This is a genomic window from Flavobacterium proteolyticum (genome assembly GCF_015223105.1).
In the GTDB taxonomy this organism is placed as follows: Bacteria; Bacteroidota; Bacteroidia; order Flavobacteriales; family Flavobacteriaceae; genus Flavobacterium; species Flavobacterium proteolyticum.
The window spans coordinates 26,997-52,919 of the sequence record NZ_JADFTZ010000005.1 but is presented as its reverse complement, the minus strand read 5'-3'; the positions used below and the strand labels follow the sequence as shown (position 1 = coordinate 52,919).

Below are 25,923 nucleotides of genomic sequence, written 5' to 3'. Positions count from 1 at the left end.
ATTGTATTCGACTTAACCATTATTAAATCAAGCTCCATAAATATGAAAAAAATCCTTTTACTATTAGTATTGACTACATTCACCATGAGTGCCCAACAAAAATTCGATTTTCCATTGAATGAAAACGGGCAAATTATCTTCTCGGAAGTTGTATCTGCAGAAGGAAAAACCAAAGATGACTTGTTTAACAACTCCAAAATGTTCTTTGTAAATATCTATAAAGAAACACAGGATAAGATTAAACAGGATAAAGAAGCTTATTCAGTTACTGACACCCAGTATTCTTTCATGACCATTAAGGCAAACGGAAGTGAGACAAAAGTAAAATTATTTTACACTGTTTCTATCATGTCGAAAGACGGCAAATACAAATACGAAATAAAAAATATCTTTATCAAGTCGAGTGCTGAAACAACTGTAGAGAAAATGTTTGATAAATTGGCTTCGGAAAAAGCGGTGGATAATCCAAAATTAATGGAAACTCTTAAAGCGTATTATGCAGAAATCAATTCTACAATTGAAACCATTAAAAGCGATATTAAAAAGGAAATGGCAAAATCTAGCGCAACAAAAAGTGACTGGTAGTTTAATTACAAGATTCAATAAAAAAACGCTATCAAAAAAAATTGACAGCGTTTTTTATTTAAATATGTATTTTACTTCAACCCTCTAAAAAACTCCAATAAAATACCATTGTTCTCTTTTTCTGGAGTGAAAACTTCCAAAATACTTGGTTTTTCATTTTGATTTAGGAAAGCTGAATATTGTTGCTGTAAAGTCGTTTCATTATTCGCTTCAAAATAATCAAAACCGTACATTTTGGCTAAATGGGAAGCGTTTAATTGGTGAGAAGTTTCAAAATAGGTGTTAAACGTTTCCGTTTCTTGATGTCCGGGTAAAATTCTGAAAATACCACCACCGCTGTTATTCAACAAAATGATTTTGAAGTTTTTTGGAATGTAATTGTTCCACAAAGCGTTGCTGTCGTATAAAAAGCTGATATCACCTGTAATCAAAATCGTTGGTAAATCAGACGCTAAAGCTGCTCCAATAGCGGTTGAAGTACTCCCATCTATTCCACTCGTACCACGATTACAAAAAACTTGCACGGTTTTATCTAAATCAAACAACTGCAAATAACGTATCGCCGAACTATTACTTACTTGTAACTGGCTGTTTTTTGGCAGATTTTGGCAAATAAAATCAAACACTTTAAAATCTGAAAATGGAATTTTCGCAGTATATTCTTTATGCCTCGCTACTCTATCTTTCCAAATAGTCGCAATACTTGATTTATAAGAACTTTTAATCATTTCTTCAGTCAATAACTGACTCAAAAACGTATTTGTTGTCGTTTCAAAGTGATTTGTAAGTGCTCCAAAAGTATCATAGGCACGTAATTCGTCCACATGCCAATGGTGTGCTGGTTTGTATTTTCGCAAAAAGGCTTTGATACGTTTCGAAACTACCATTCCACCGAAAGTCAAAAGAATTTCAGGTTGAAACGCTTTAAAATCTTCATCTGTAAATGGTGTAATCAACGTATCAATTTGGTCGATGAAGGTTGGGTGATGTAAATTGGATGTTTTTTCAGTTAAAACCACTACACTTGGATCATTCGCTAAAGCATCCAAATACTTTTGCTCTACCGAATTTGGAAACAACTCTCCTACTAAAACTAATTTCTTAGTCGCTTTATTCCAAGTTTCTACAGTTGAATTTCCTAAAGAGAAAGTTTTGCTTTCAGTATTAAAATCAATAATTTCTGGTTTTACTTGTAATTCGGAAACGTTTTCATATAAAGGTTCTTCAAAAGGTGCATTAATGTGAACTGGCCCTTTTTGGGTAACCGCAACATGCAACGCCATTTGAATGTTATTATCGTTTTCAGTTGATACATTTTCTTGCAAATTAGCATTGTACAAACTGTGATTCGCAAAAACATTTTCCTGACGAATCGTTTGACCGTCTCCAATATCTATCTTATTTTGTGGTCTGTCCGCAGAAATGACTACTAACGGAATTTGACTATAAAAAGCTTCCGCCACCGCAGGATAATAATTCAACACTGCAGAACCCGAAGTACAAACAACAGCAACAGGTTTCTGAATTTGTTGGGCAATTCCCAAAGCAAAAAATGCGGCACAACGTTCGTCAGCAATACTGTAACATTTGAAATACGGATTATTAGTAAATCCAATCGTCAAAGGTGCATTGCGAGAACCTGGTGAAATTACGATATGTTGGACTCCTTTTTGTTGGCAAATTTCGATAATGCTTTGCGCTAAAGGAATTTTTGGATACATCATTTTTAAAAAATAACTGAACTACAAAGTTACGAAGTTGAAAAGGTTTTTAGTACTTTTACTACGTAATTTCTTTGCCAAATGGAGATAAAAATTAGAGACTATAAAATAACAGATTGCCCAGCCATTTTAGACATCATCAACGATGCTATTTTGAATTCGACCGCTTTATACGATTACAACGTTCGAACTTTAGCCACACAAGAAGCTATTTTTGAAGAAAAGCTTCAGAAAGGTTTTCCTGTGATTGTAGCCGAAATGAACAATGAAGTCGTAGGTTTTGGTTATTATAGCGAATTCCGATTCAGAGAAGCCTATAAATTCACGGTAGAACATTCGGTTTATGCTAATAAGAATTCTATTGGAAAAGGCATTGGAAAATTATTATTGACTGAATTAATCGAAAGAGCAAAACAACAAAACCTTCACACTATGATTGGTGTTATCGATTCAGAAAATACCAACAGCATAGATTTTCATAAAAAATTTGGTTTCGAAGAAGTTGGTTTTATTAAAGAATCAGGCTTTAAGTTTAACCGATGGTTACATTCTGTTTTTGTTCAGAAAATTCTATAAAAAAAGTGTTCAGTATTCTAAAAATGAATAAACTGAACACTATTTACTGAACACTGATTACTAACTATTTTCCTTCAATCCAATTTACGATTTCAGCATCAGTTGGCAACGTTCTTGGAGACACTACTTTTGCTAATTCACCATTTTCATTGATTAGGTATTTTTGGAAATTCCATTGTACTTCACTATCTTCTAATCCGTTTTTAGCTTTTTGTGTTAAGAATTGGTACACAGGATGCATATCGCCACCTTTTACCGAAATTTTAGCCATCATAGGAAACGAAACTCCATAGTTTTGTTGGCAAAACGTAGCAATCTCTTGATTTGTTCCTGGCTCTTGTGCTCCAAAGTTGTTTGCTGGAAAACCTACGATTACGAAATTTTTGTCTTTGTATTTTTCGTAAATCGCTTGTAATTGTTCGTATTGCGGTGTTAAACCACATTCAGAAGCTGTGTTAACTACTAAGATTTTCTTTCCTTTTAGTGTTGAAAAATCAAAAGTATCTCCGCTTAAATCTTCTACTTTAAACTGATAAATGGTTTCTTTTGTCATAGGTGTTGTGGTTGCTGTTGCGGTAGTTGGTTGCTTTTTTTGTGCCTGATTTTGACAACTAAAAAGCAATGCTGCTACTGAAAACAAGGTTACTAATTTCTTCATCTTTTTTTTATTTCAAATTTAGGGTTTTAAAACGCAATTTTTGATAAACATTTCTTAAAAAAAATGGCCGCTTATTAGCGACCAAATTCTTATTTTTTATAATATTTCTTATACGGGAAATAAGCTATTGCCGATATTAATAGGACAATTACTAAAATTACAAAGTAATACGTAACGTTTTGTTTCTCTCCTGAAGCGTAACTGTGTAAACCGCTTAAGTGGAAATTTACTCCAAAATACGTCATTAAAATTGAAGCAAAAGCTAAAACACTCATTACGTTATAAATCCATCTTCCTCTTAATGCAGGTACAAATCGTGCATGAATTACAAATGCATACACCATAATACTGATTAAAGCCCAAGTTTCTTTTGGGTCCCAACCCCAATAACGTCCCCAACTTTCGTTAGCCCATTGTCCGCCAAGGAAGTTTCCTATGGTTAACATAACCAAACCTACTGTTAGTGCCATTTCATTGATATACGTAATTTCATCGATGCTTAATTTCATTCTTTCTTTGTTCTTTTCGTTTGTGAAAATCATCAAGAATAAAGCAACTAAACCTAAAACCATTGCTAAAGTAAACGGTCCATAACTCGCTACAATTACAGCAACGTGAATCATTAACCAATACGAATTTAAAACCGGTTGCAAGTTTCCAATGGAAGGATCCATCCAATTCCAATGTGCAATCATTAAAATCATCGAAGTTACAAAAGCAGTTGAAGCAACCGTTAGTTTCGAATCTTTCCCGAAAGCTAATCCAAAGAACATCGTTGCCCAACCCACATAAATCATACTTTCATAAGCATCGCTCCAAGGCGCGTGACCTGAAATGTACCATCTCACAATTAAACCTGCTAAATGCAAAATGAAAAACAATCCTATTAATCCATGAAAAACATTTATAATCGTTCGGATGGCTTTGGAATTTTTGAAAATTTGGACAATACAGAAAGCCAACATTAAAACACCAGCTAGCATATACATATAATATAATCTCTTGAAAATATCATATTTATTATACGTAATTTCAGAACTGATTTTACCTTCTGAAAGCATTATGGCTTTTCCGTATTTCTTTTGGTATTCAGTTAATCCTTTTAAAAGACTATTTGGTAATTCGTAATTTTTACTTTGTGATGCTTTATCAAGTGCATTCAAATAAAATGGCATTACATTTTTAATCGAATCTAAAGCGGTTCCTGTTGGTTGGTTAATTTCTAAAAACGAAACCCATTTATTCGATTTATCGCCTGGAACTGGGAACACTTTCAATATTTGTCCGCTTAAAGCGGAATATAAAAGGTTTACTTTCTTATCGGCTTCAATGAAATCTTTTTGAAATTGATTCGGCACTGGTTCTTTATAAGCCGTTTCTAATACTTTAGCTAATTTATAGCTTCCAGTTTCATCAAAGAAGGCTACTAAAGGCGCATATTTTGCTTCTTTTTCTACACCAATTAATTTACGAATACTGTCGTTTCCTCTTTTTAAATAGATAATTGGCAACGAATACCAATATTGAGGATATTGCGTCATCGATAAAAACGCTTGATCGGAATTCATCCCTTCATACGAATCGCTTTTTGATACTTTACGAAGTAATTCCGATGAAAACGTATTGATAGGTTTCATACGACCACCATCTTGAATTACGATTTTTCCAAATTCATTCGCATGTTCAGTTGAAACTTCGTATTTTTTTAACAACTTTAGAATTTCTTCTTTACTAGGTTGATGATTGTGTTGTTGTGCAAAAGTTAGAGTAGAAAATAAAATCAAAAACACACTTAGCAAACCTGCTCTCTTAGCTTTCACTTTTTCTAATTTCTCTTTCAAACTTGAAAAACGACTATTTTTTGTAAATAATATAGCCATCAAACCAAGATACAACAAGAAGTAACCAATGTAAGTAATCCAAGTTCCCCAGAAATCGTGACTAACCGATAATTGTGTTCCTTTTTCATCTGGGTCAAATCCGGCTTGGAAGAACCTATAACCTCTGTAATCTAAAATATGATTCATGAAAACACTATCTTTAAATGTTTTCTTTTGTTCTGTATCAATAACTTCAATTTTACTTTTGAAAGCCGAATAACTATTTTCTGTTCCTGGATATTTATCAGCAATAAAATCATCTAGTTTAACAGTAAATGGTGTGTTGTAAATTTTACTTCCAAAGAAGAGTGTAAATTCTAAATCACCAATCTTAACACTTTGCGGAACACCTTGCTTACCTCTTGAACCAACTAATGTTAGAATTTCTTCTTTTCCTTGTGTTTTGATTTTTACTTTCAAAGCGTCATCTGTTTGTTTGTCTTTGAAATCGTTATTCGACTTGAAAGTCAATTCTCCTTTGATAGCTGGTTCTGGAAATACAAATTGCGCTCCACCAATATTATACAACGAACGTAACATCAAAGGTTGCACCGAATCTTTTACCACTTTACCTTGTAATTTATCAGCCATTCGCATAAAATCACCTTCAAATGGCGTTTGAATCGTATAGGCTTCAGCAATTTTAGTAATATTGATTGCGCCTTCTGTATATTTATTGAAAGCAAAAAGTACGTTGTGTAAGTTTTGAACTTCTCCTTCTTTTAAGTAATGTTCGTGACGCGTTCCTCCACTCGACTCTACCATTTTTATCATCAATTGTCCGGTTTCAGATGGAACAACGGTTTCGGTAGCGTTCATAATGAATTCTTGATGTTCTATTTCAAATGGAATTCCACTAAACTCGCCTCCCATTGAAAAATGATTACTGGCAAAAGCATTCAAAAAGCCATCTTCTTTTACTTCTGGCGCCAAATACAATCCTTTTTCAAAAGTTTTACGACGCATTTGTCCTTCGTGATTTCCATCCACTAAAACCGTTAAATAAGGTTTATCAGAATAAATCATATTGGCTGATTCACCTTCTCTAATCGGCATCATTCCTTCGTAACTAATATAACGCGTAACAAAAGCGCCAACGATAATTAAAATGAAAGAAAGGTGTAAAATTAAAGTTGCCCAATTTTCTTTTTTATGTAATTGATAACGTTTGATGTTACCTAAAAAGTTGATGATAAAAAACACCATAATTACTTCAAACCAAACGGCATTGTAAACAATAACTCTTGCAGTATCAGTATTATAAGCATCTTCAATAAATGTTCCGGCTGCCATGGCAAGAGCAAAAAGAATAAACAAAACAGCCATTAAGCGCGTGGAAGATAATAGGGATAGTATTTTTTTCTCCATGAGATATATAGGAATACGTTTTTTTTAATTGGCACAAATGTACTTAAAAACAAAAACTTTTTAACGAAGTTTAACAAAGGTTTGAGGATTTTATAACGTTCTCATTTTAATACAACATTTTCACCTCTTTGACATCAAAAAATTGAATAGAATCATCTTCCAATAAAACAGCTAATTTTCCTTCTTGTGTTACCTCTTGGATTTTACCAACAAAGCGATTTCCAGCAACCGATTCAAAAGCAGAAACCACATCTTTCTTAAACAAAATTTGATGATAGGAGTTCCAAAAATGAGTTTCGCCTAAAACTGGCAATTGTTTTAAATTGAATTCTAACTGATTTACGATAGAAATTAGCATCGTTTCTTTATCAAAAATTTTATTTTCCAACAAAAATAAAGAAGATGCTTGAGGTAAATTTTCGAATTGAGATTGATTTACATTCAAACCAATTCCGATTATCGATTGTACTTCGCCTGAATTTTTGAACGTATTTTCGATTAAAATGCCACCAATTTTCTTATTTTCTGACAAAATGTCGTTTGGCCATTTGATGACAAAATTTAAATTACTAACGGTTTTTAGTGCTTCAACAATACTTAAAGCTATAATGATATTTAATGTAAAAAGACTCGTAATTCCCTCAACCTTTTGATTATATAAAACGCTAAAAGTTAGATTCTTACCTGCTTCAGAAACCCATCCAGAACCTCTTTGACCTTTACCTTCTGTTTGCGATTCGGTACTTACAACTGTAAAATTTTCACAACTTTCTCGAGTAGAAAGTGCTTTTAAAAAACGGTTGGTTGAATCTATGGCATCGAGTTTGATTATTCTCATAATATAATAACAAAATTTAATCTTATGTTAAGGTTCAAAAATAATCACAAAAAATGATACCTTTGCATAAATAGAAAAATAATAAATGGCGAAGAAGCAGATTAATAATGATGATTTATTAGCAAACATCATCAAAGGGATTGAAGAAGTAAAAGGAGAAAATATTGATATTCTTGATTTAAGAGAAATTGACAACACGGTTTGTGATTACTTTGTAATTTGTAATGGAAATTCAAATACACAGGTAAATGCAATTGTAGGTTCAATTCAAAAAATCGTTTCAAAAGAGTTAAAAGATAAACCATGGCACGTAGAAGGTGCTGAAAATGGAGAATGGGTTTTAATGGATTACGTAAACATTGTGGTACACGTTTTTCAAAGACACATTCGCGACTACTACCGAATTGAGAGCTTATGGGGTGATGCAAAAATCACTACCATTGAATCAAAATACTAAAAAATTTTATGGCACAAAATAATAATTCTGGATTTAAGTTTAGTCCGTGGATGAGTATTGTACTTGTCTTAACTATTTTTTTTACGATAAGTTTATTTACCAAAGGAATTGATTTAAGCAATCCTGCGCCTACAACATTATCAAAATTCTACCAATTTTTAGATAAAAATCAGGTACAAAAAGTGGTGTTTACCAATACTAAAGCTACTGTTTATTTAAAGAAAACAGCTTTAACAGATAAAACACATGACAAAGTAAAGAATGATGTTTTAAATAAATTAAACACCAAAGGTCCTCACTATTTCTTTGAAATTGGTGATTTAAAAACCTTTCAAGAAAATTTACAAAAAGCATCTAACGAAGGTAAACTTTCAGAATATGAAAAAGAACCAGAAAGCATGTGGGGCGAACTTATCTCAATGCTTTTACCAATCGTCATATTAATTGGCTTATGGATTTTCATGATGCGAAGAATGTCAGGTGGCTCTAGCGGTGGCGGAGGTCAAATTTTTAGCATCGGAAAATCGAAAGCTAAATTATTTGACGAAAAGAATGATACAAGGGTAACATTTGAAAACGTTGCCGGATTAGAAGGAGCTAAAGAAGAAATTCAAGAAATTGTAGAATTCCTGAAAAATCCTGAAAAATATACTTCTATTGGAGGAAAAATTCCAAAAGGAGCTTTATTAGTTGGACCTCCAGGAACAGGAAAAACCTTATTAGCAAAAGCCGTTGCTGGTGAAGCTAAAGTACCTTTCTTCTCATTGTCAGGTTCTGATTTTGTGGAGATGTTTGTTGGAGTTGGAGCTTCTCGTGTTAGAGATTTATTCAAACAAGCGAAAGAGAAATCACCTTCTATCATTTTCATTGACGAAATTGACGCTGTTGGTAGAGCTCGTGGAAAAAACAACATGACAGGCGCTAATGACGAAAGAGAAAACACATTGAATCAGTTATTAACTGAAATGGATGGTTTTGGCACCAATTCAAACGTAATCGTTTTAGCTGCAACCAACCGTGCTGATGTTTTAGATAAAGCTCTATTACGTGCCGGTCGTTTTGACAGACAAATTTACGTTGACTTACCAGACATTAGAGAACGTAAAGAAATTTTTGAAGTACATTTAAAACCTTTGAAAAAATCAGAGGAATTAGATACCGAATTTTTAGCGAAACAAACTCCAGGATTCTCAGGTGCTGATATTGCAAATGTTTGTAACGAAGCGGCTTTAATTGCAGCTCGTAAAGACAAAAAAGCAGTAGATAAACAAGATTTCTTAGACGCAGTTGATAGAATCGTTGGTGGTTTAGAAAAGAAAAACAAAATCGTAACTCCGGAAGAAAAACGTGCTATTGCGATTCACGAAGCGGGTCATGCTACTGTGAGCTGGATGTTAGAACATGCTGCACCATTAGTTAAAGTAACGATTGTTCCTCGTGGACAAAGTTTAGGTGCTGCTTGGTATTTACCAGAAGAGCGTTTAATTGTTAGACCTGAACAAATGTTAGACGAAATGTGTGCTACTATGGGAGGTCGTGCTGCCGAAAAAGTAATTTTTAATAAAATTTCAACGGGAGCGTTGAGCGATTTAGAGAAAGTCACACGTCAAGCAAGAGCAATGGTAACGATTTATGGATTGAATGATAAGCTTGGAAACATCACTTATTACGATTCTACAGGACAATCTGACTATAATTTTTCAAAACCTTATTCAGAAGAAACGGCTAAAGTTATCGATACTGAAATTTCAAAATTAATTGAAGAACAGTACGACAGAGCGATTCATCTGTTAGAAACAAACAAAGAAAAGTTAACGCAATTAGCTGATATTCTGATTGAAAAAGAAGTTATTTTTAAAGATGATTTAGAAAATATATTCGGAAAAAGACCTTTTGATAAAGAAGTTACTACAACTCCTGAAAACACGGACGAAAAGACAATTTCAGAATAAGTAACTTATCAACAAAATAATATTAATAAAAATCTTAGTTCTGTATGTAAAGAACTAAGATTTTTTTTATCTTTGATTTTCACAGTTAAAACCTACTAAAGATACATGAGTCTTTTTAGAAAATTTTTTGGTACATCATCAGAAGAGGAAGACAATGACAGAAAACAAGAAGTCAAAAGTCCGTATACTCCCGATACAACATTACCAATAGACGAACAGTTTACTTTCAATTTCAAAGAAAATGGAGGTAAATTTATTTATTGTGAGAATTTAGATGAGATTGCAGAGAATTTTGAAAACATTTTAGCAGAGAATGATTGGTTTGAATGTAACACACAATGTTTTGACAACCGATTACTTTATTTACTAAACGACAATAAATTAACTTACGATAATTCATCAACTCCTGTGTTTTTTCTTTCTTCTTGTGAAAATTTAATTGCTGATGAAGGCTCAATTCTATTCTCTTCAAATCAGTTAAAACATTTTAAACCAAATGAGTTGCCTACCAACATGATTGTTTTTGCTACAACTAGTCAAATAGTAAATAGCAAAAGTGATGGGATGAGACGAATTAAAAGTACACACGAAAAAAATTATCCTTCCAATATTACTGCTATAAAATATTTTGAAGAAGTAAAAGAACAGGATTTTCTTCATTATGGAAGTTGCCACAAAAATCTTTACCTACTTCTTTTAGAAGATTTATAATAATGAATGAAACGCTAAAAAGAGCATTATCTGGAGCCGTTTATGTTGTATTACTTTTAGGCTGCATTTCTTATTCTAGGGAGGGTTTAGCAATTCTTTTTGGCGCATTTTTAGTCATTGGAGTTTACGAATTCTGTAAAATGTGTGGATTAAATTACTACATCAGTATTCCAATTGCTGCAGGCTCCTACTATTACTTATGGAACAAGAATTCTGACTTAAACTTAAATACCGCTTTAACCACAATATCTATTGTAATTTCAATCAAATTGTTACTCTATTTATTTAATGCTAACAAGTCTAATTTTAAAATTTATACAAGATATTTCTTGTTGTTTGGTTATGTAATTCTTCCATTCATCTTAACAAATTATGTGGCAATGGGAGTTAAAGGTTATAATCCTAAAATTCTAATTTCTATCATTGTTTTAATTTGGACTAACGATACCTTTGCCTACTTAGTTGGGAAAAACATCGGAAAGAACAAACTTTTCCCAAGTGTTTCTCCTAAAAAAACCATTGAAGGTTTTGCTGGTGGTTTGGTCTTTACCATTATTGGTGGTGTTTTATTAGCGAATTATTACATAATGGCTTCTACCCTATTTATCTGGATAGTCATTGCCGCTATTGTTAGTATTTTCAGCACGTTAGGCGATTTAATAGAATCGAAATTAAAACGCGTAGCTGGAATAAAAGACACTGGAAATATAATGCCTGGTCACGGAGGTATTCTAGATCGACTAGATAGTATTATATTTGTAATTCCATTTATTAATTTATTTTATTTAATTTTATACTATGTTTCATAAAGAAGGCGCTAAAATCATTTTAATCACCCTACTTTTAGTTGTTGGGATAATATTCATAACTGATGCATTTGTATCTATAAATTGGCTACGCACCGTTTTATATTTATTTGCATTAGTAATTTTAGTTTTAGTTTTACAATTCTTTAGAAACCCAACTCGAGTTGCCGATAATAGCGACAATCACATACTAGCTCCAGTAGATGGAAAAGTGGTAGTTATTGAAGAAGTATTTGAACCAGAATATTTCAAAGACAAACGTTTGATGGTTTCTATCTTTATGTCACCTATTAACGTGCATGTTACACGTTATTGTGTAAACGGAATCGTTAAATATAGCAAATATCATCCAGGAAAATATTTAGTAGCTTGGCATCCAAAAGCAAGTGAAGAAAATGAAAGAACTACTGTTGTTATTAATAATAGAGTTTATGGTGAAATTTTATACCGCCAAATTGCAGGTGCTTTAGCAAGACGTATTGTAAATTACGCTCAAGAAGGTATGCGTGTAGTTCAAGGTAAAGATGCAGGTTTTATCAAATTTGGTTCAAGAGTTGATATTTACTTACCATTAGGAACTGAAATCAACGTAAAATTAGGCGATAAAGCTATCGGAAATAAAACCGTTATTAGTAAAAAAGCATAAAGAATGAGCGAAAAGGATTTAAATACATTATTTGATGAAGCATTTGCTAACGCACAATTGATTCCGCAAGAATCAGTGCCACAGGATATGCAATTAGTATTGTATGGTTTGTACAAACAAGCTACATCCGAAACTTCCAACCCATTACTATTTCAAAATCCACAAGATTTAAGAAATGCTTTTAAATTAAACGCTTGGATGCAAGTAAAACATCTGAAACCAGATGATGCCAAATCAGAATACATCAATATCATCAATCAATTACTGAAAGAACGTAACCTATAATCTGCATTACAAATGAAAAAGTCACTATTGATTTTGGCTTGTATATCATTTATGATGACGAGCTGTAGAAAAGAAAACGAACTAGAAGAAGTTAAAATTCCTGACCCAGAAGTTGAAACAAAAATTTCAGCTTTAGGAAATCCAGCGGATGTAAAAGTTACAGAAGGTGGAATCTTTCAAATGCGTGGATTAAAATATGCCTACGATGACTTACAACCTCACATAGATGGTCGTACAATGGAAATCCACTATTCAAAACATCATTTAGGTTACGCAAACAAACTAAACAAAGCCGTAATTGGAACCGATTTAGAATTAAAAACCGTTGAAGATATTTTAAAAAACTTAGACGTTAACAATAAAGAAATCCGAAATAACGCTGGTGGCTACTACAACCATAATTTATTTTTCGAGATTTTAAACCCAAAAGGTGGTGGAACCCCAAAAGGTGCTTTAGCCGAAGCTATTACAGCAGAACTAGGTTCGTTTGACAACCTACAAAAACAACTTACTGATGCAGCTGCAGGACAATTTGGAAGTGGTTGGGCATGGTTAGTAGTTACTCGTGACGGAAAATTAGCAGTTACCAGCACTGCCAACCAGGACAATCCTTTAATGCCAAATGCAGAAGTTAGAGGTACGCCTATATTAGCTATTGATGTTTGGGAACATGCTTACTATTTAAATTATCAAAACAAACGCAACGAGTATTTAACCGCTATTTTCAATGTAATTGACTGGAATGTAGTGAATGCTAAATATGAAACTGCAATTAGCAAAATATAATATTATCTTTTTTTAATATTTTCCTAGTCTAGCTTTTGCTAGACTTTTTTTTACAAAAAAGTAGCAAAAAAAATGCGTTTTAGTAAAAATATGCAGAAAAACTACAGCAAGCACTCCAATAAAACCTCTTAATTTTGATCTATCTAAATTTGAATGCTTTCAAAACTGCATTCCTTACTTAAGTTTTGAAATGTTAGTGGTAATTTAAGGGGTTAAAGTATGTCACTAACAATCTTTGCAACGATGAAAAATTCATTGCAAAAAAACAAAGTACTAAAATTTGATAATTTAGGGGTAAATTATCCTAGTTAGTACAACAAAAAATCCCAATCATTTGATTGGGATTTCTTTTTCTAAAAACGCAATATTATTATTCTTTAACCTCAAGCTTATACCCTTTTCCACGAACCACTATAATATTAATATTTGGGTCAAGTTCTAGTTTTTTTCTGAGTTTTGATATGAACATATCTAAGCTGCGTCCTACAATAACACCTTCGTCTTCCCAAATTTCTTTTTGAAGTCGGCTTCTTTCTATTGTTTCGTTTGGCGATGAGGCAAAAATGAGCAACAAACGTGTTTCGGTTGCAGTTAAATCTATGGTTTCAGCATTAATTTCTAATTGACGCTTTTGTGCATCAAACACTACTGAACCAAAAGTAAAAAGCTTATTATTATCAATTTTAGGTAACTCTTTTTTAGGTTTTAATTTCCAAAAAATAAATCCAACAAATAATAAAAACGCTAATCCTAATAAATAATATTTATAATTTGCAGTAATTACATCACTAGGTTTAAATTTGATATTTATCTTGTAACAAGCAATAGGTTGTTTTCTTCCCACACAAGCTAAAATATCCTCTTTCTTGTTTTTGGAAATAGCATATCCATAAGCTACACTCGAATTATCACAATTAATTACATTTACAATATAATCGGAAACGTGATAATCTTTGGCTAGTAAACGTTGGGTAGTATCTACTAATGAATCGGTTACAAATGAAAATTCTTTTTCAAAACTAATTTGGTATTCATTTTCAGCTATCTTTTCTATCGGAAGTACTCTCGAAGTACTATCTCCCGATTGTAGAAGTATTTCATGACCTATTCTTCGCAGTAAAACTTCTCTTCTGGAAAGATCAAAATCGCTATTCGTATTTACAAAGAAAACCAATGAAATTAACACCAGTAATAGCAATGCAATTATGTATTTAGTATTTCCAGAAAGGATTTTTTGTCTACTATTCATAGTGTCAATTAATTATTTACAAAGTTTACATTTTTATTTACAATCCCAATTGTTCTAACAAAAAATTATGACTGTAAATTCGTGAAATCAATTTAAAAAAGTGAAAATTATGAAAAAAACAATTTATGTTCTAATTTTTTCATTGGTTGTGATAAGTGGATTTGTATTTAGCTTTTCAACTTTTGCTAATAGTGAAATTAAAAACGACACTAAAATTTCTTCAAAACCGTTATCCAATTTAGAGAAAAGAAAAAAATGGGAAGCTTCACCCGATGGTATAAAATTTAATGAATGGAAAGATTCTCCCGAAGGTAAAAAAGTACAAGCAAGTTACGAAAAAATTAAAAACGAAATAAATGCTTATGCTGAAATGGAAGCTGTGGTAACTTCGGTAACTTTTCAACTTCCAACTACAAATCCGTCTAGTCCAAAGTGGTTAGTTATGAAGATTAATGACGAAGATTACATGATGCAATTTATTCCTGAGGATTTTCAGAAATTGAATAGCCTAAAAGTTAACGACAAAATAATTATCAAAAGCCGAAGCGCTGGTTTTTCAAACAATCATCCTTATTTGATTTTATCAAGCAACTATATTGAATACAACAATAAAGTGCTTTTTGAACGCGATTTGAGTAAGAATGATGGCTGTTAAGAATTAAGTGTAGCAAAAATCCCAATCTTTCGATTGGGATTTCTATTTCTAATTACTTCGTAAATAACAATTCTCTGTATTTTGTTAATGTCCAAAGTTCGTCGTCTACTAACAATTCTAATTTGTCAGCGTGGTAACGAATTTCTTCGAAGTATGGTTTTACTTTATCGCAATAAGCGTCTGCCATTTTTTCTGTGCTAGTTAAAGCGTTTGCTTTTTTACGTTCTTCGGTCATTTTTTCTACTTTCGTATTAATACCTTCAATGTGTTCTGAAATTTCTTTGATTAACGAAATTTGCTCTTTAGCGATTTTCTCAAAGTCTTTTCCGAAAATTTCTTTTAAACCTTTTACGTTTTCAATTAATACATTTTGATATTTAATTGCTGTTGGAACCACATGATTACGAGCAATATCACCTAAAACACGACCTTCGATTTGGATTTTTTTCACGTATTCTTCCAATTCAATTTCGTAACGTGATTCAACCTCAACATGATTCATTACACCCATTTCTCCAAACAACTCAATTGCTTTTTTAGAAACTTTTGCTTTTAATGCTTTTGGTGTTGTTTTGTGATTACTCAAACCGCGTTTTTTCGCTTCTTTTTCCCAAGCTTCGCTGTAACCATCGCCTTCAAAAAGGATAGTTTTTGTTTGTTTGATATATTCTCTTAAAACATTAAAAATCGCTTCATCTTTCTTTAAATCTTTTTTCTCAATTAAAGCATCCACTTCAATTTTGAAATCTTTTAATTGTTTTGCAACGATTGTATTTAAAGTCGTCATAGAAACTGCACAGTTTGCAGAAGAACCAACTGCTCTGAACTCAAATTTGTTTCCTGTGAAAGCAAATGGCGAAGTTCTATTTCTATCGGTATTATCTAATAAAACGTCTGGTAATTTTCCAACTACGTTTAATTTTAAATCTGTCTTTTCTTCTGGAGATAATTTCCCTTGAGAAACCCCTTCTAATTCCGCTAACACCTTCGTCAATTGTTGTCCGATGAAAACCGAAATAATTGCTGGTGGCGCTTCATTCGCTCCTAAACGGTGATCGTTACTAGCTGATGCAATTGACGCTCTTAATAATTCTTCATTATCATGAACCGCTTTGATCGTGTTGATGAAAAACGTTAAGAATTGTAAGTTACTCATTGGCGTTTTTCCTGGAGATAACAAGTTAATTCCAGTATCTGTAGCTAATGACCAGTTGTTGTGTTTCCCTGAACCATTAACTCCCTTGAATGGCTTTTCATGGAATAATACTTTAAAGTCGTGACGTTCTGCCACTTTTTGCATTACATCCATTAATAAAGAGTTGTGGTCAACTGCTAAATTGATTTCTTCAAAAATTGGCGCTAACTCAAACTGATTTGGCGCAACCTCATTATGACGAGTTTTAACTGGAATTCCCAACAACATACATTCGTTTTCTAAATCACGCATATACGTTAAAACTCTGGTAGGAATCGAACCAAAATAATGGTCGTCTAATTGTTGTCCTTTTGCAGCAGTGTGACCTAACAACGTTCTTCCTGTTGCTAACAAATCAGGTCTTGAAGATGCTAAAGCGCTATCCACCAAGAAATATTCTTGTTCCCAACCTAAAGTTGGTGTTACTCTTTTTACGTTTTTATCGAAGTATTTTGCAACCTCAATAGCTGCCAAATCTACTGCTTGTAACGCTCTTAATAAAGGCGTTTTGTTATCTAAAGCTTCTCCAGTATACGATACGAAAACCGTTGGAATACATAAAGTAGTTCCGAAAATAAATGCTGGAGATGTTGGATCCCAAGCGGTATATCCTCTTGCTTCAAACGTATTACGAATTCCTCCATTTGGAAAAGAAGACGCATCTGGTTCTTGTTGTACTAATTGACTTCCTCCGAATTTTTCTACTGGATCACTTCCATCAGGAAATGTTTCAAAGAAAGCATCGTGCTTTTCCGCAGTGGTTCCGGTTAAAGGTTGGAACCAGTGCGTATAATGAGTTACTCCTTTAGATAAGGCCCACTCTTTCATTCCCAATGCAATATAATCGGCAATTTTTCGGTCGATTTTTACTCCTTCTGCAGCAGCTTTAACGGCTTTGTAAGCCTCTGGTGTTAAAAACTGTCGCATCGCTTTATCTCCAAAAACATTACTACCAAAAATAGCTGATTTTCTGTCCAATTCTTCTACATGAACTGGTTTTCTGTCGGTTGCCTTTCTTAAAGCTTGAAAACGAAATGTTGACATAAGTTGTGTGTGTTTAAAGTTATACCCTTGAAAAGATATGCAAATATATAACTTTTTTAAATATTTTTACAAATACCCCCTATTTTTTTAGGGGTAAAAATATTTTTTACTACTTTTACATTATGAAAACATTAAATTTATACATGATTATGCTAGGTTGCACCCCAAAAGGGCGCTTTACCGAACAACACGATATCTTTTTTGGTATTGGAAGTAGTTTAAAAGAATTGGTTCCTGATATGAAAGATTTTTGGTCTGAAGCAAAAGGAAGAATTCATATTGACGCATGGCAAAAAGTTACTTTTGTTGATGGATTTGCAATCGAAGTAGTTTCAAAAGAGGAAAATTTAGAACAAGATGAACAATTATTCTTTTTGAATTTGGGTGGATACAAAGAAGGAGAATTTGAAGAATACCATTATAAAGTATTAGTTGTTGCTAAAACTAAAGCAGAAGCCATTAAGAAAGCCAAACAAACTACTTTCTATAAACATTGTGGTTTCAAAGGGGCAGAATCTCATATTGATGATAAATATGGGGTCGACGTAGATGATATACATAATATTGAAGAAATTCTTTCAGATAAATTCAAATCACACTATCGCTTGAAAATTACAAAAATCAATGTAATTTCAGAAGATGAAAAATATATTGGTTATTTAAAGTTGGATAAAATATCGGTATAAAAAAAGAGCTATCGGAATGGATAGCTCTTTTTAGTTTATTTACATTTTAATTTTAGTCACTTTAGCAGAATCTAAATTAAAATGTTCTTTTACTGAATTATAATCTTCAAAGTCAAATTTACCAGAAGATGATTTGTTATTCTCATAGGCTGGAATGACTACTACTCTGAACACTTGATCTAATCTATTCCCATTGGGTAATCCAAGTAAATCATATCCAAATAAACTTACTTGTGCATCATATCGAGTAAAATCATTTCTATATCCAAAATCTAGAGTTCCATCGTTAAAATAATAGGTTTCTGGTAATAATTTCCAAACATCTCCATCAGCACCATAACCTACCAAACGATAAACCAAAACCATATCAGATGTATAAGTAGCATGAGGAAAAGTTAATAATGCTGAATATCCGTTTCCAGATGTTAAATCAACATTTGTGTATTCAAAAACCTCGCTTATAGTATCGTTATCCACGTTATCTTGAACTTCATTAACTGTACAACTTTGAAGTGTTATCATCCCGATAAAAGCTATCAATAAAGTAATTTTCTTCATAATCTTTAAGTTTTAAATTATTTCCTATTTTATTATAACCAATTGTTGTGCCAAAAATTTATCACACTTTATTTTTGTATCTTTGAAACTTCAAAAAAGCTTGTAAAATGGGAAGAAATAATCCAAAAAATATTAAAGCACACAACGACAAATTACATAAAGAGCAAGCAAAAGAAAAAGCAAAAAAGAATGCTCGTGCTGAAAAATTGAAAGAGATTACTAGAAAATTCAACGAATCTAAACAATAATTTATGTCGAATTGTTATTGCGGAAATTCCATTCCTTTTCAAGATTGCTGCGAACCTTATATAAAAGGAATAACGAATGCTCCAACAGCAGAAAAATTAATGCGCTCTCGTTATAGTGCTTTTGCAATAGGAGCTGCTGATTATTTGGTAAATACCACGCACATTTCTAAAAGAAAATACCACAACAAAAGAGATATTTTAGCCTGGAGCAAAGCTAATAAATGGTTAAAATTAGAAGTTTTAGCTTCAACTGAAACCACGGTAACTTTTAAAGCGTATTATTTAGACGAAAATTTAAAGGCTCAAGTGCATTACGAACACTCGACTTTTAAATTTGAAAATGGAAAATGGTTTTATGTGGATGGAGAATATTAAATTCTTTTCTTAATTGGAATCCAAATTTCCTCTTCAGAATCTGGACTATTATTTTTATACTTCTCACCCAAAATTTCAAAATGAGGTCGATTATCTAATTCATATTCCGAATTAGGCAACCAAACACCAAAAATATAACCAAAAGTTTCTCTTGCTTTTACAGCATCACCAACGTGATTAAAAACAGCATACAATCCTTCTTCCACTAATAAAGATTGCATTCCATCAGGAATAAAATTAAAATCTGTTACCGGAACCACTGCCCATTTAACAAATTCGGTTTGTGGATTGAAATCAAAATTTTCAGGATTGATTTGAATGTTAAATAAATCTTTGCCTATCGCATTTCGAATTTCATTTCTTCTAGGCATAAATTTTCCCCACAATTCTCCTATTCGATAATCTGAATACGAAAATTGACTATTCATTCCGATGAATTTTGTAGTTGGAAAGGTTTTAATTATTGGTTTCATGTTTCAAAAATAAAAAAACCTTCCAAAAAAGGAAGGTTTTAGATTTAAAATATTTTGAAATTTTACATATTTCTTCGGTACTGTCCACCCACCTCAAATAATGCGCTGGTGATTTGACCTAACGAACACACCTTAGCCGCATCCATCAATTTTTCAAAAATATTATGGTTTTGAATTGCTGCTTCTTGAATAATTGAAATTTGATTTTCAACTTCTTTCGCTTTTGCTTGATGTAAATTCTCTAATGTTTGGATTTGGTATTGCTTCTCCTCTTCCGTTGCACGAATGACTTCTGCTGGAATCACTGTCGGAGAACCTTTTGAACTCAAGAAGGTATTTACTCCAATGATTGGGAATTCTCCAGTGTGTTTCAAAGTTTCGTAATACAACGATTCTTCTTGAATTTTACTTCTTTGATACATAGTTTCCATAGCGCCAAGAACGCCTCCTCTTTCAGTGATTCTATCAAATTCAGCTAAAACTGCTTCTTCCACCAAATCGGTTAATTCTTCGATGATGAACGAACCTTGAATTGGATTTTCGTTTTTTGCTAATCCTAATTCTTTATTGATAATCAACTGAATCGCCATTGCTCTACGCACTGATTCTTCTGTTGGAGTTGTAATCGCTTCATCGTAGGCATTCGTGTGTAACGAGTTACAGTTGTCGTAAATCGCATACAACGCTTGTAAAGTCGTACGAATATCATTGAAATCAATCTCTTGTGCGTGTAACGAACGTCCAGAGGTTTGAATGTGATATTTCAACATCTGCGCTCTTTCGTTAGCTCCGTATTTGTTTTTCATGGCTTTCGCCCAAATCTTACGTGCCACACGACCAATTACTGCATATTCAGGGTCAATTCCGTTTGAGAAGAAGAACGATAAATTTGGACCGAAGTCGTTGATGTTCATTCCTCTACTTAAATAATATTCCACGTAAGTGAAACCATTAGCTAATGTAAAAGCTAATTGCGTGATTGGATTCGCTCCAGCTTCAGCTATGTGATAACCTGAAATCGAAACCGAATAGAAATTACGAACATTTTGTTTGATGAAATATTCTTGAACGTCTCCCATTAAACGCAAAGCGAATTCCGTAGAGAAAATACAAGTATTTTGCGCTTGATCTTCTTTTAAAATATCCGCTTGAACCGTACCACGAACTTGTGCTAACGTTTTCACTTTGATATCTTGGTAAACATCCGCTGGTAACACTTGGTCTCCTGTTACACCTAATAACAACAATCCTAAACCATCGTTTCCTTCTGGTAATTCTCCGTTGTATCTTGATCTTTCTAAGCCTTTATCGTCGTAAAGTTCTTTTTTCTTTTTCTCAACCTCTGCTTCTAAACCGTTTTCTTTGATGTATTTTTCACAGTTTTGATCAATAGCCGCGTTCATAAAGAATCCTAACAACATTGGTGCTGGACCATTAATTGTCATAGAAACTGAAGTCGCTGGGTGACTCAAATCGAAACCTGAGTATAACTTTTTAGCATCGTCTAAACAACAAATTGAAACTCCCGCATTTCCAATTTTACCATAAATATCGGGTCTGTGGTCTGGGTCATTTCCGTATAAGGTTACCGAGTCGAATGCTGTAGATAAACGTTTTGCCGGCATTCCCAAAGAAACATAATGGAAACGACGATTTGTTCTTTCTGGACCTCCTTCTCCTGCAAACATACGCGTTGGGTCTTCCCCTTCACGTTTGAATGGATATAATCCTGATGCAAATGGGAATTCTCCAGGCACGTTTTCTTGTAAATTCCATTTTAAGATATCACCCCAAGCTTGGTATTTTGGTAACGCTACTTTTGGAATTTGTGAATGCGATAAAGATTCGGTATGCGTTTCAATCTTAATTTCTTTATCACGAACTTTAAACGAATAGACTGGATTTTTGTATTTGTTTACTTTTTCTTCCCAAGTCAATAAAATTTCCCAATTGTATGGGTCTAAATTCATTTTTACTCGGTCGAATTCTTTCAATAATAGACCTAAGAAATCTTTGTTGCTATCATTTATTTTTAAAGAACTTTCAATAATTCCAGCTTTATCAATTTGAGGTAAATTTCCGTTAACTGATTCAATGGTTTTGAAAATTCCGTATAACTTTTGAGCTACTTCTACTTGTGTTAAAGCAGTTTCGTCGTATTTTCTGTTGTTTTCCGCAATTTCAGATAAATAACGAGTTCTATGAGGAGGAATTACGAAGATTTTCTCACTCATTTCACGCGTAATTTCAAAAGTCGACTTTAAATCCGCTCCTGTTTTCTCTACAATCTTATCCATTATAGATTTGTAAAGTGTATTCATTCCAGGATCGTTGAATTGTGATGCAATCGTTCCGAAAATTGGCATTTTATCCGTATCTACATCCCAAAGATTGTGATTGCGTTGGTATTGTTTTTTCACATCACGAATCGCATCAAGCGCCCCACGTTTATCGAATTTATTTAATGCTACTAAATCCGCAAAATCTAACATGTCGATTTTTTCTAATTGCGTTGCTGCACCGAATTCTGGCGTCATTACATATAAAGAAACGTCTGAATGGTCAAGGATTTCAGTATCTGATTGTCCAATTCCTGAAGTTTCTAAAATGATTAAATCATATTTAGCTGCTTTCAATACTTCAATCGCTTCAGCCACATATTTTGATAAAGCCAAATTAGATTGACGTGTAGCCAACGAACGCATGTAAACGCGCGAATTGTTAATCGCATTCATACGAATTCTATCACCCAACAAAGCACCGCCTGTTTTACGTTTTGATGGGTCAACCGAAATTAATCCGATTGTTTTTTCTGGGAAATCGATTAAAAATCTTCTAACCAATTCGTCTACTAAAGATGATTTTCCAGCACCACCAGTTCCGGTGATTCCTAAAACTGGGATTTTAGAAGTTTCGTTTGCTGTGTGAATTTTATCCAACGTTTCTTTAGCAATTTCAGGGAAATTTTCAGCAGCAGAAATCACACGAGCAATCGCTCTCGGGTTTTTCTCTTCTAAATGATCGGCTTCTCCGTTTAACACATCTCCCACTGGGAAATCGGCTTTTTGAACCAAGTCGTTAATCATACCTTGTAATCCCATGGCACGACCATCATCTGGAGAATAAATTTTAGTTATTCCGTAAGCATGTAATTCCTCTATTTCAGAAGGAAGAATTACACCTCCACCGCCACCAAATATTTTGATATGACCTGCTCCTTTTTCTTTTAGCAAATCGTACATGTATTTGAAATATTCGTTATGACCTCCTTGGTAAGACGTCATGGCAATAGCATTAGCATCTTCTTGAATTGCAGTATTTACTACTTCTTCCACACTTCTATCATGTCCAAGGTGAATAACCTCAACACCCGTAGCTTGAATAATTCTACGCATGATATTAATGGCTGCATCGTGTCCATCAAAAAGTGACGCTGCGGTCACAATTCTTACTTTATTTTTAGGAATATAAGGAGTTTGTAGTTCCATATGTAATTTTTGTTCGTTTTAAAGGGTGCAATTTACGAATTTAATAATTTTATTTCATTCAAAATTTTGAATTAATTGTGATAAAAATTGGCACTATCTTTGTCTATTAGTTGACAAAATATTTATCATGAAAAAAATCGTATTAAGTTTATTTGTTTTTAGTTTAGTTGGATGTGCCGAAATGCAACAAGTTTTAGATCAATTACCACAAGGCACAGGAGTTTTGAGTCAGGCGGAAATAGGAAACGGACTAAAAGAAGCTTTAAATAATGGAATTACCAAACAAGTTTCAAAATTAACTGCAACAGATGGCTTTTTTAAAAATGAAGCCGTTAAAATTTTATTACCACAAGAATTACAAGTAGTAGATAAAAAGTTACGTCAAATTGGAATGAGTAAATTAGCAGATGAAGGTTTAAAAGTATTGAATCGCGCTGCTGAAGATGCCGTAAAAGAAGCGACTCCTATTTTTGTCGATGCAGTAAAACAAATGACTTTTAACGATGCCAAAAACATTTTAATGGGTAATGAAAGTTCGGCAACAACTTATTTACAAAACACAACTTCTACTGCTTTGTATGCGAAATTTAATCCTGTGATTAAAAATTCGTTTGCGAAAGTAGGTGCTGATAAAGTCTGGACGAACATTATTACGAAATACAATGCTATTCCATTAGTAACCAAAGTGAATCCAGATTTAACGGATTATACAACCAACAAAGCGATGGAAGGTGTTTTCAAAATGATTGCCGTTGAGGAGAAGGAAATTCGTACAAATTTAACAGCAAGAAGTTCCGATTTATTAAAAAGAGTATTTGCTTTACAAGACAAAAAATAGTGTTTTGTAATTCATTTTTTACAGAAAAAACGTTTTCGTAAAAATTTAGTAATCAATAACATAAGAATAACATAACCTTAACATTACATTTCAAAAAAAGGTAAGATATTTGCAACGTAATAAGAGAAAGTTTCTCATTTAGTTAGGGTTAGTTTAGAAAAAATCACTCCGATGCAAATCGGAGTTTTTTTGTTTTTGTAAGGTACGTTTTGTAAATATTTTTTTATATTTGGTAAAAGAAGTCAAATAATTTACATCTAATTGATTTAATCTAAATATTCCAAATTGACATATAAAAAAATGAAAAAACTAATAATATTTATAATAATCATACTTAACAATTCCTGTACTTCTGTTAAAGATTTTTCTGGTTTATATGGTAAATGTGAAAAAAGATATTTAGCTTGTACCCAACTTTTACTAAATAAAAACCAAACTTTTGAGTACTTTGTTTTTTATGATGTTGGTGGGGGCCATATTAAAAAAGGTAATTGGGAAAAATTAAATGATAGTGTAATTAAATTAAACACTTATGATCAACCAAAAAATCCAAAAACATATTACAATGGCAAAATTTTAAAAGAAAATTCAGATAAAATACATATTAAAATTCGTGACATAGATTTTCCTTTTGAAGGAATGTACGTAAGTATTAATGGAAATAATGGAAAAGAAACAGACGAAAATGGGATAGTTATTTTTGAAAAAACTCAGCCTCGCTTTGTAACTTATAGTTTTTTAGGAATAAAAGATTCTATCATAATTGACAATCCAAAATTTAATGACATAGAGATAGTTATTAGAGATTTTGATTCTCCTTATTTGACTGACGAAAAAATTATAATCAAAAAAAACAAAGTAAAAATCCCGCTTGGAAATTTGACTTTTCGTGAATTTGAATTAAAAAAAATAAATATGAGAAAAAAGCAATGGTAAAATAGTATTTAAGAAAAAAATATGCTTTTTTTATAAAAATTATAATTGTAATTAAAATAAAAAACATCAAAACCTTTTCTTCAAATACCCAATCACCGCTTCATTAAAAATCAAAGGTTGTTCCACATTTACTACGTGACCGCAGTTTTGTATGGTGAAAAGTTCGGCGGTTTTTACATGATTGGCAACCACTTGCTTTACCGAAGGTAAAAACATATAATCTTCTTCACCCATGACGTACAATGTGGGAATATTCAATTCTTTTTGACGGAACCAGCGTAAAACTGGGTTAATTTCTGCGGTAAGTTTGAACCATTTGATGAATTCTTTTTGATACAATTTCTTTGCTTCGTTGATAAAAAGTAAACGCGATTGTTTGTGGTTCTTTTTTGGCATAATCACAAAAGCAAAAAACTTATACAAAACCAAATACGGCAACACATATTTAAACGTATTTCCCAATCGCATTAAGACTTGCGAACGGAAATTCATTTTTAAAATTGCACCACCTAAAATCATGCTTTTCACACGTTCGGGATGCATTTCTGCTAATTGACGAATGACTATGGAACCTAAAGAAATCCCAACAAAATGAGAGCTTTCAATCTTTAAAAAATCAATTACCTCAACAATATCTTCCGCAATGGCTTTAAAGGTATATTTCTGTTTGAGTGCCGATTTTAATTGGACTTTTGAATTCCCATGACCTCGCAAATCCAATAACAAAACATTAAAATGCTTCTGAAAATCACGAATTTGCTTGAACCAAATAGACGAACTTCCTCCTGCTCCATGAACAAAAGTCACCCACTCGGTACTGGTTTCGTTTTTATAAATTGTGTAGGAAATCAAATGTTTCAATTTTTGTCAAATGTACTGTTTTTAAAACAACTACATTGTTGAACAAAT

General features: G+C 32.7%; 25 protein-coding genes. 15 read left to right on the top strand and 10 right to left on the bottom strand.

Annotation, left to right across the window (positions count from 1 at the left end):
• Positions 1-42: 42 nt before the first annotated feature.
• The gene (locus IM755_RS10275) at positions 43-585 is read left to right on the top strand and encodes a DUF4468 domain-containing protein (RefSeq protein ID WP_194096495.1); all 543 of its coding nucleotides are present in this window, start codon (positions 43-45) and stop codon (positions 583-585) included.
• A gap of 71 nt (positions 586-656) precedes the next feature.
• Here IM755_RS10275 and menD read toward each other — a convergent pair whose 3' ends face one another.
• Positions 657-2,309: a 2-succinyl-5-enolpyruvyl-6-hydroxy-3-cyclohexene-1-carboxylic-acid synthase gene (gene menD, locus IM755_RS10270; protein ID WP_194096493.1), complete on the bottom strand. Its 1,653-nt coding sequence runs from the start codon at positions 2,307-2,309 to the stop codon at positions 657-659.
• Positions 2,310-2,387: 78 nt separating this feature from the next.
• Between menD and IM755_RS10265 the strand changes: the two genes are divergently transcribed.
• The gene (locus IM755_RS10265) at positions 2,388-2,882 is read left to right on the top strand and encodes a GNAT family N-acetyltransferase (RefSeq protein WP_194096491.1); all 495 of its coding nucleotides are present in this window, start codon (positions 2,388-2,390) and stop codon (positions 2,880-2,882) included.
• Between the two features lie 64 nt (positions 2,883-2,946).
• On the opposite strand, the gene IM755_RS10260 is transcribed toward IM755_RS10265, so the two are convergent.
• The 3 genes from IM755_RS10260 to IM755_RS10250 all read right to left on the bottom strand — a co-directional run bounded on the left by IM755_RS10260 (position 2,947) and on the right by IM755_RS10250 (position 7,626).
• Positions 2,947-3,540, bottom strand: a complete 594-nt coding sequence (locus IM755_RS10260) for a glutathione peroxidase (protein ID WP_194096489.1) — start codon at positions 3,538-3,540, stop codon at positions 2,947-2,949.
• 89 nt (positions 3,541-3,629) lie between these two features.
• The gene (ccsA, locus tag IM755_RS10255; RefSeq protein ID WP_194096487.1) at positions 3,630-6,788 is read right to left on the bottom strand and encodes a cytochrome c biogenesis protein CcsA; all 3,159 of its coding nucleotides are present in this window, start codon (positions 6,786-6,788) and stop codon (positions 3,630-3,632) included.
• A 106-nt stretch (positions 6,789-6,894) separates the two neighbouring features.
• On the bottom strand, positions 6,895-7,626 hold the full coding sequence (locus IM755_RS10250) for a biotin--[acetyl-CoA-carboxylase] ligase (RefSeq protein ID WP_194096478.1): 732 nt from the start codon (positions 7,624-7,626) through the stop codon (positions 6,895-6,897).
• Positions 7,627-7,711: 85 nt separating this feature from the next.
• Here IM755_RS10250 and rsfS point away from each other — a divergent pair, with 85 nt between their 5' ends.
• The 7 genes from rsfS (at position 7,712) to IM755_RS10215 (ending at position 13,269) form a co-directional block, all read left to right on the top strand.
• Positions 7,712-8,083 carry a ribosome silencing factor gene (gene rsfS, locus IM755_RS10245; RefSeq protein WP_111567754.1) on the top strand — a complete coding sequence of 124 codons (372 nt, stop codon included), beginning with the start codon at positions 7,712-7,714 and terminating at the stop codon, positions 8,081-8,083.
• A gap of 8 nt (positions 8,084-8,091) precedes the next feature.
• Positions 8,092-10,035, top strand: coding sequence for an ATP-dependent zinc metalloprotease FtsH (gene ftsH / locus IM755_RS10240; protein WP_194096475.1), 1,944 nt, complete (start codon positions 8,092-8,094; stop codon positions 10,033-10,035).
• Between the two features lie 105 nt (positions 10,036-10,140).
• On the top strand, positions 10,141-10,746 hold the full coding sequence (locus IM755_RS10235) for an LUD domain-containing protein (protein ID WP_194096473.1): 606 nt from the start codon (positions 10,141-10,143) through the stop codon (positions 10,744-10,746).
• A 2-nt stretch (positions 10,747-10,748) separates the two neighbouring features.
• Positions 10,749-11,555 (top strand): phosphatidate cytidylyltransferase, encoded by an 807-nt coding sequence (locus IM755_RS10230; protein ID WP_194096471.1) that lies wholly within the window; start codon positions 10,749-10,751, stop codon positions 11,553-11,555.
• Positions 11,545-12,198, top strand: a complete 654-nt coding sequence (locus IM755_RS10225; RefSeq protein ID WP_194096469.1) for a phosphatidylserine decarboxylase family protein — start codon at positions 11,545-11,547, stop codon at positions 12,196-12,198. The genes IM755_RS10230 and IM755_RS10225 overlap by 11 nt, the downstream gene beginning before the upstream one ends.
• Positions 12,199-12,201: 3 nt before the next feature.
• Positions 12,202-12,483, top strand: a complete 282-nt coding sequence (locus IM755_RS10220) for an acyl-CoA-binding protein (protein ID WP_194096467.1) — start codon at positions 12,202-12,204, stop codon at positions 12,481-12,483.
• Positions 12,484-12,495: 12 nt separating this feature from the next.
• A complete protein-coding gene (locus IM755_RS10215; protein ID WP_317172447.1) occupies positions 12,496-13,269 on the top strand; it encodes a superoxide dismutase in 774 nt (257 codons plus the stop codon).
• Between the two features lie 370 nt (positions 13,270-13,639).
• Here the strand turns inward: IM755_RS10215 and IM755_RS10210 are convergent, their stop codons facing one another.
• Positions 13,640-14,518 carry a winged helix-turn-helix domain-containing protein gene (locus IM755_RS10210; protein ID WP_194096465.1) on the bottom strand — a complete coding sequence of 293 codons (879 nt, stop codon included), beginning with the start codon at positions 14,516-14,518 and terminating at the stop codon, positions 13,640-13,642.
• A gap of 109 nt (positions 14,519-14,627) precedes the next feature.
• Between IM755_RS10210 and IM755_RS10205 the strand changes: the two genes are divergently transcribed.
• On the top strand, positions 14,628-15,173 hold the full coding sequence (locus IM755_RS10205) for a hypothetical protein (protein ID WP_194096463.1): 546 nt from the start codon (positions 14,628-14,630) through the stop codon (positions 15,171-15,173).
• Positions 15,174-15,225: 52 nt separating this feature from the next.
• On the opposite strand, the gene IM755_RS10200 is transcribed toward IM755_RS10205, so the two are convergent.
• Positions 15,226-17,412, bottom strand: a complete 2,187-nt coding sequence (locus IM755_RS10200; protein WP_194096461.1) for a glutamine synthetase III family protein — start codon at positions 17,410-17,412, stop codon at positions 15,226-15,228.
• Between the two features lie 122 nt (positions 17,413-17,534).
• On the opposite strand from IM755_RS10200, the gene IM755_RS10195 reads away from it, so the two are divergent.
• Positions 17,535-18,098: a DUF1543 domain-containing protein gene (locus IM755_RS10195; protein ID WP_194096459.1), complete on the top strand. Its 564-nt coding sequence runs from the start codon at positions 17,535-17,537 to the stop codon at positions 18,096-18,098.
• A gap of 39 nt (positions 18,099-18,137) precedes the next feature.
• Here IM755_RS10195 and IM755_RS10190 read toward each other — a convergent pair whose 3' ends face one another.
• On the bottom strand, positions 18,138-18,656 hold the full coding sequence (locus tag IM755_RS10190; protein ID WP_194096457.1) for a hypothetical protein: 519 nt from the start codon (positions 18,654-18,656) through the stop codon (positions 18,138-18,140).
• A gap of 107 nt (positions 18,657-18,763) precedes the next feature.
• On the opposite strand from IM755_RS10190, the gene IM755_RS10185 reads away from it, so the two are divergent.
• Together IM755_RS10185 and IM755_RS10180 are read left to right on the top strand one after the other, a co-directional pair.
• Positions 18,764-18,904, top strand: a complete 141-nt coding sequence (locus IM755_RS10185) for a hypothetical protein (RefSeq protein ID WP_162833735.1) — start codon at positions 18,764-18,766, stop codon at positions 18,902-18,904.
• Between the two features lie 3 nt (positions 18,905-18,907).
• On the top strand, positions 18,908-19,279 hold the full coding sequence (locus tag IM755_RS10180) for a YchJ family protein (protein ID WP_194096455.1): 372 nt from the start codon (positions 18,908-18,910) through the stop codon (positions 19,277-19,279).
• Here IM755_RS10180 and IM755_RS10175 read toward each other — a convergent pair.
• Entirely contained in the window at positions 19,276-19,752 is a 477-nt protein-coding gene (locus IM755_RS10175) for a GyrI-like domain-containing protein (RefSeq protein WP_194096453.1), read from the bottom strand. The genes IM755_RS10180 and IM755_RS10175 overlap by 4 nt on opposite strands.
• A gap of 62 nt (positions 19,753-19,814) precedes the next feature.
• Complete coding sequence (locus IM755_RS10170; RefSeq protein WP_194096451.1) at positions 19,815-23,240, bottom strand: methylmalonyl-CoA mutase family protein; 3,426 nt, start codon at positions 23,238-23,240, stop codon at positions 19,815-19,817.
• Positions 23,241-23,367: 127 nt separating this feature from the next.
• Here IM755_RS10170 and IM755_RS10165 point away from each other — a divergent pair, with 127 nt between their 5' ends.
• Together IM755_RS10165 and IM755_RS10160 are read left to right on the top strand one after the other, a co-directional pair.
• The gene (locus tag IM755_RS10165) at positions 23,368-24,078 is read left to right on the top strand and encodes a DUF4197 domain-containing protein (protein WP_194096450.1); all 711 of its coding nucleotides are present in this window, start codon (positions 23,368-23,370) and stop codon (positions 24,076-24,078) included.
• Positions 24,079-24,378: 300 nt separating this feature from the next.
• The gene (locus IM755_RS10160) at positions 24,379-25,014 is read left to right on the top strand and encodes a hypothetical protein (RefSeq protein WP_194096448.1); all 636 of its coding nucleotides are present in this window, start codon (positions 24,379-24,381) and stop codon (positions 25,012-25,014) included.
• A gap of 66 nt (positions 25,015-25,080) precedes the next feature.
• On the opposite strand, the gene IM755_RS10155 is transcribed toward IM755_RS10160, so the two are convergent.
• Positions 25,081-25,866: an alpha/beta fold hydrolase gene (locus tag IM755_RS10155; RefSeq protein ID WP_194096802.1), complete on the bottom strand. Its 786-nt coding sequence runs from the start codon at positions 25,864-25,866 to the stop codon at positions 25,081-25,083.
• Positions 25,867-25,923: the final 57 nt, after the last annotated feature.

What these genes read in the sequence shown, in the direction of transcription:
- IM755_RS10195 (WP_194096459.1), top strand. Translation starts at nt 17,535, where the DNA reads ATGAAAACATTAAATTTATACATGATTATGCTAGGTTGCACCCCAAAA.
- IM755_RS10185 (WP_162833735.1), top strand. Translation starts at nt 18,764, where the DNA reads ATGGGAAGAAATAATCCAAAAAATATTAAAGCACACAACGACAAATTA.
- menD (WP_194096493.1), bottom strand. Translation starts at nt 2,309, where the DNA reads ATGATGTATCCAAAAATTCCTTTAGCGCAAAGCATTATCGAAATTTGC.
- IM755_RS10265 (WP_194096491.1), top strand. Translation starts at nt 2,388, where the DNA reads ATGGAGATAAAAATTAGAGACTATAAAATAACAGATTGCCCAGCCATT.
- IM755_RS10175 (WP_194096453.1), bottom strand. Translation starts at nt 19,752, where the DNA reads ATGAAACCAATAATTAAAACCTTTCCAACTACAAAATTCATCGGAATG.
- IM755_RS10275 (WP_194096495.1), top strand. Translation starts at nt 43, where the DNA reads ATGAAAAAAATCCTTTTACTATTAGTATTGACTACATTCACCATGAGT.
- IM755_RS10160 (WP_194096448.1), top strand. Translation starts at nt 24,379, where the DNA reads ATGAAAAAACTAATAATATTTATAATAATCATACTTAACAATTCCTGT.
- ftsH (WP_194096475.1), top strand. Translation starts at nt 8,092, where the DNA reads ATGGCACAAAATAATAATTCTGGATTTAAGTTTAGTCCGTGGATGAGT.
- IM755_RS10215 (WP_317172447.1), top strand. Translation starts at nt 12,496, where the DNA reads ATGAAAAAGTCACTATTGATTTTGGCTTGTATATCATTTATGATGACG.
- IM755_RS10190 (WP_194096457.1), bottom strand. Translation starts at nt 18,656, where the DNA reads ATGAAGAAAATTACTTTATTGATAGCTTTTATCGGGATGATAACACTT.
- IM755_RS10220 (WP_194096467.1), top strand. Translation starts at nt 12,202, where the DNA reads ATGAGCGAAAAGGATTTAAATACATTATTTGATGAAGCATTTGCTAAC.
- IM755_RS10210 (WP_194096465.1), bottom strand. Translation starts at nt 14,518, where the DNA reads ATGAATAGTAGACAAAAAATCCTTTCTGGAAATACTAAATACATAATT.
- IM755_RS10205 (WP_194096463.1), top strand. Translation starts at nt 14,628, where the DNA reads ATGAAAAAAACAATTTATGTTCTAATTTTTTCATTGGTTGTGATAAGT.
- IM755_RS10225 (WP_194096469.1), top strand. Translation starts at nt 11,545, where the DNA reads ATGTTTCATAAAGAAGGCGCTAAAATCATTTTAATCACCCTACTTTTA.
- IM755_RS10230 (WP_194096471.1), top strand. Translation starts at nt 10,749, where the DNA reads ATGAATGAAACGCTAAAAAGAGCATTATCTGGAGCCGTTTATGTTGTA.
- IM755_RS10200 (WP_194096461.1), bottom strand. Translation starts at nt 17,412, where the DNA reads ATGTCAACATTTCGTTTTCAAGCTTTAAGAAAGGCAACCGACAGAAAA.
- ccsA (WP_194096487.1), bottom strand. Translation starts at nt 6,788, where the DNA reads ATGGAGAAAAAAATACTATCCCTATTATCTTCCACGCGCTTAATGGCT.
- rsfS (WP_111567754.1), top strand. Translation starts at nt 7,712, where the DNA reads ATGGCGAAGAAGCAGATTAATAATGATGATTTATTAGCAAACATCATC.
- IM755_RS10180 (WP_194096455.1), top strand. Translation starts at nt 18,908, where the DNA reads ATGTCGAATTGTTATTGCGGAAATTCCATTCCTTTTCAAGATTGCTGC.
- IM755_RS10165 (WP_194096450.1), top strand. Translation starts at nt 23,368, where the DNA reads ATGAAAAAAATCGTATTAAGTTTATTTGTTTTTAGTTTAGTTGGATGT.
- IM755_RS10250 (WP_194096478.1), bottom strand. Translation starts at nt 7,626, where the DNA reads ATGAGAATAATCAAACTCGATGCCATAGATTCAACCAACCGTTTTTTA.
- IM755_RS10235 (WP_194096473.1), top strand. Translation starts at nt 10,141, where the DNA reads ATGAGTCTTTTTAGAAAATTTTTTGGTACATCATCAGAAGAGGAAGAC.
- IM755_RS10170 (WP_194096451.1), bottom strand. Translation starts at nt 23,240, where the DNA reads ATGGAACTACAAACTCCTTATATTCCTAAAAATAAAGTAAGAATTGTG.
- IM755_RS10260 (WP_194096489.1), bottom strand. Translation starts at nt 3,540, where the DNA reads ATGAAGAAATTAGTAACCTTGTTTTCAGTAGCAGCATTGCTTTTTAGT.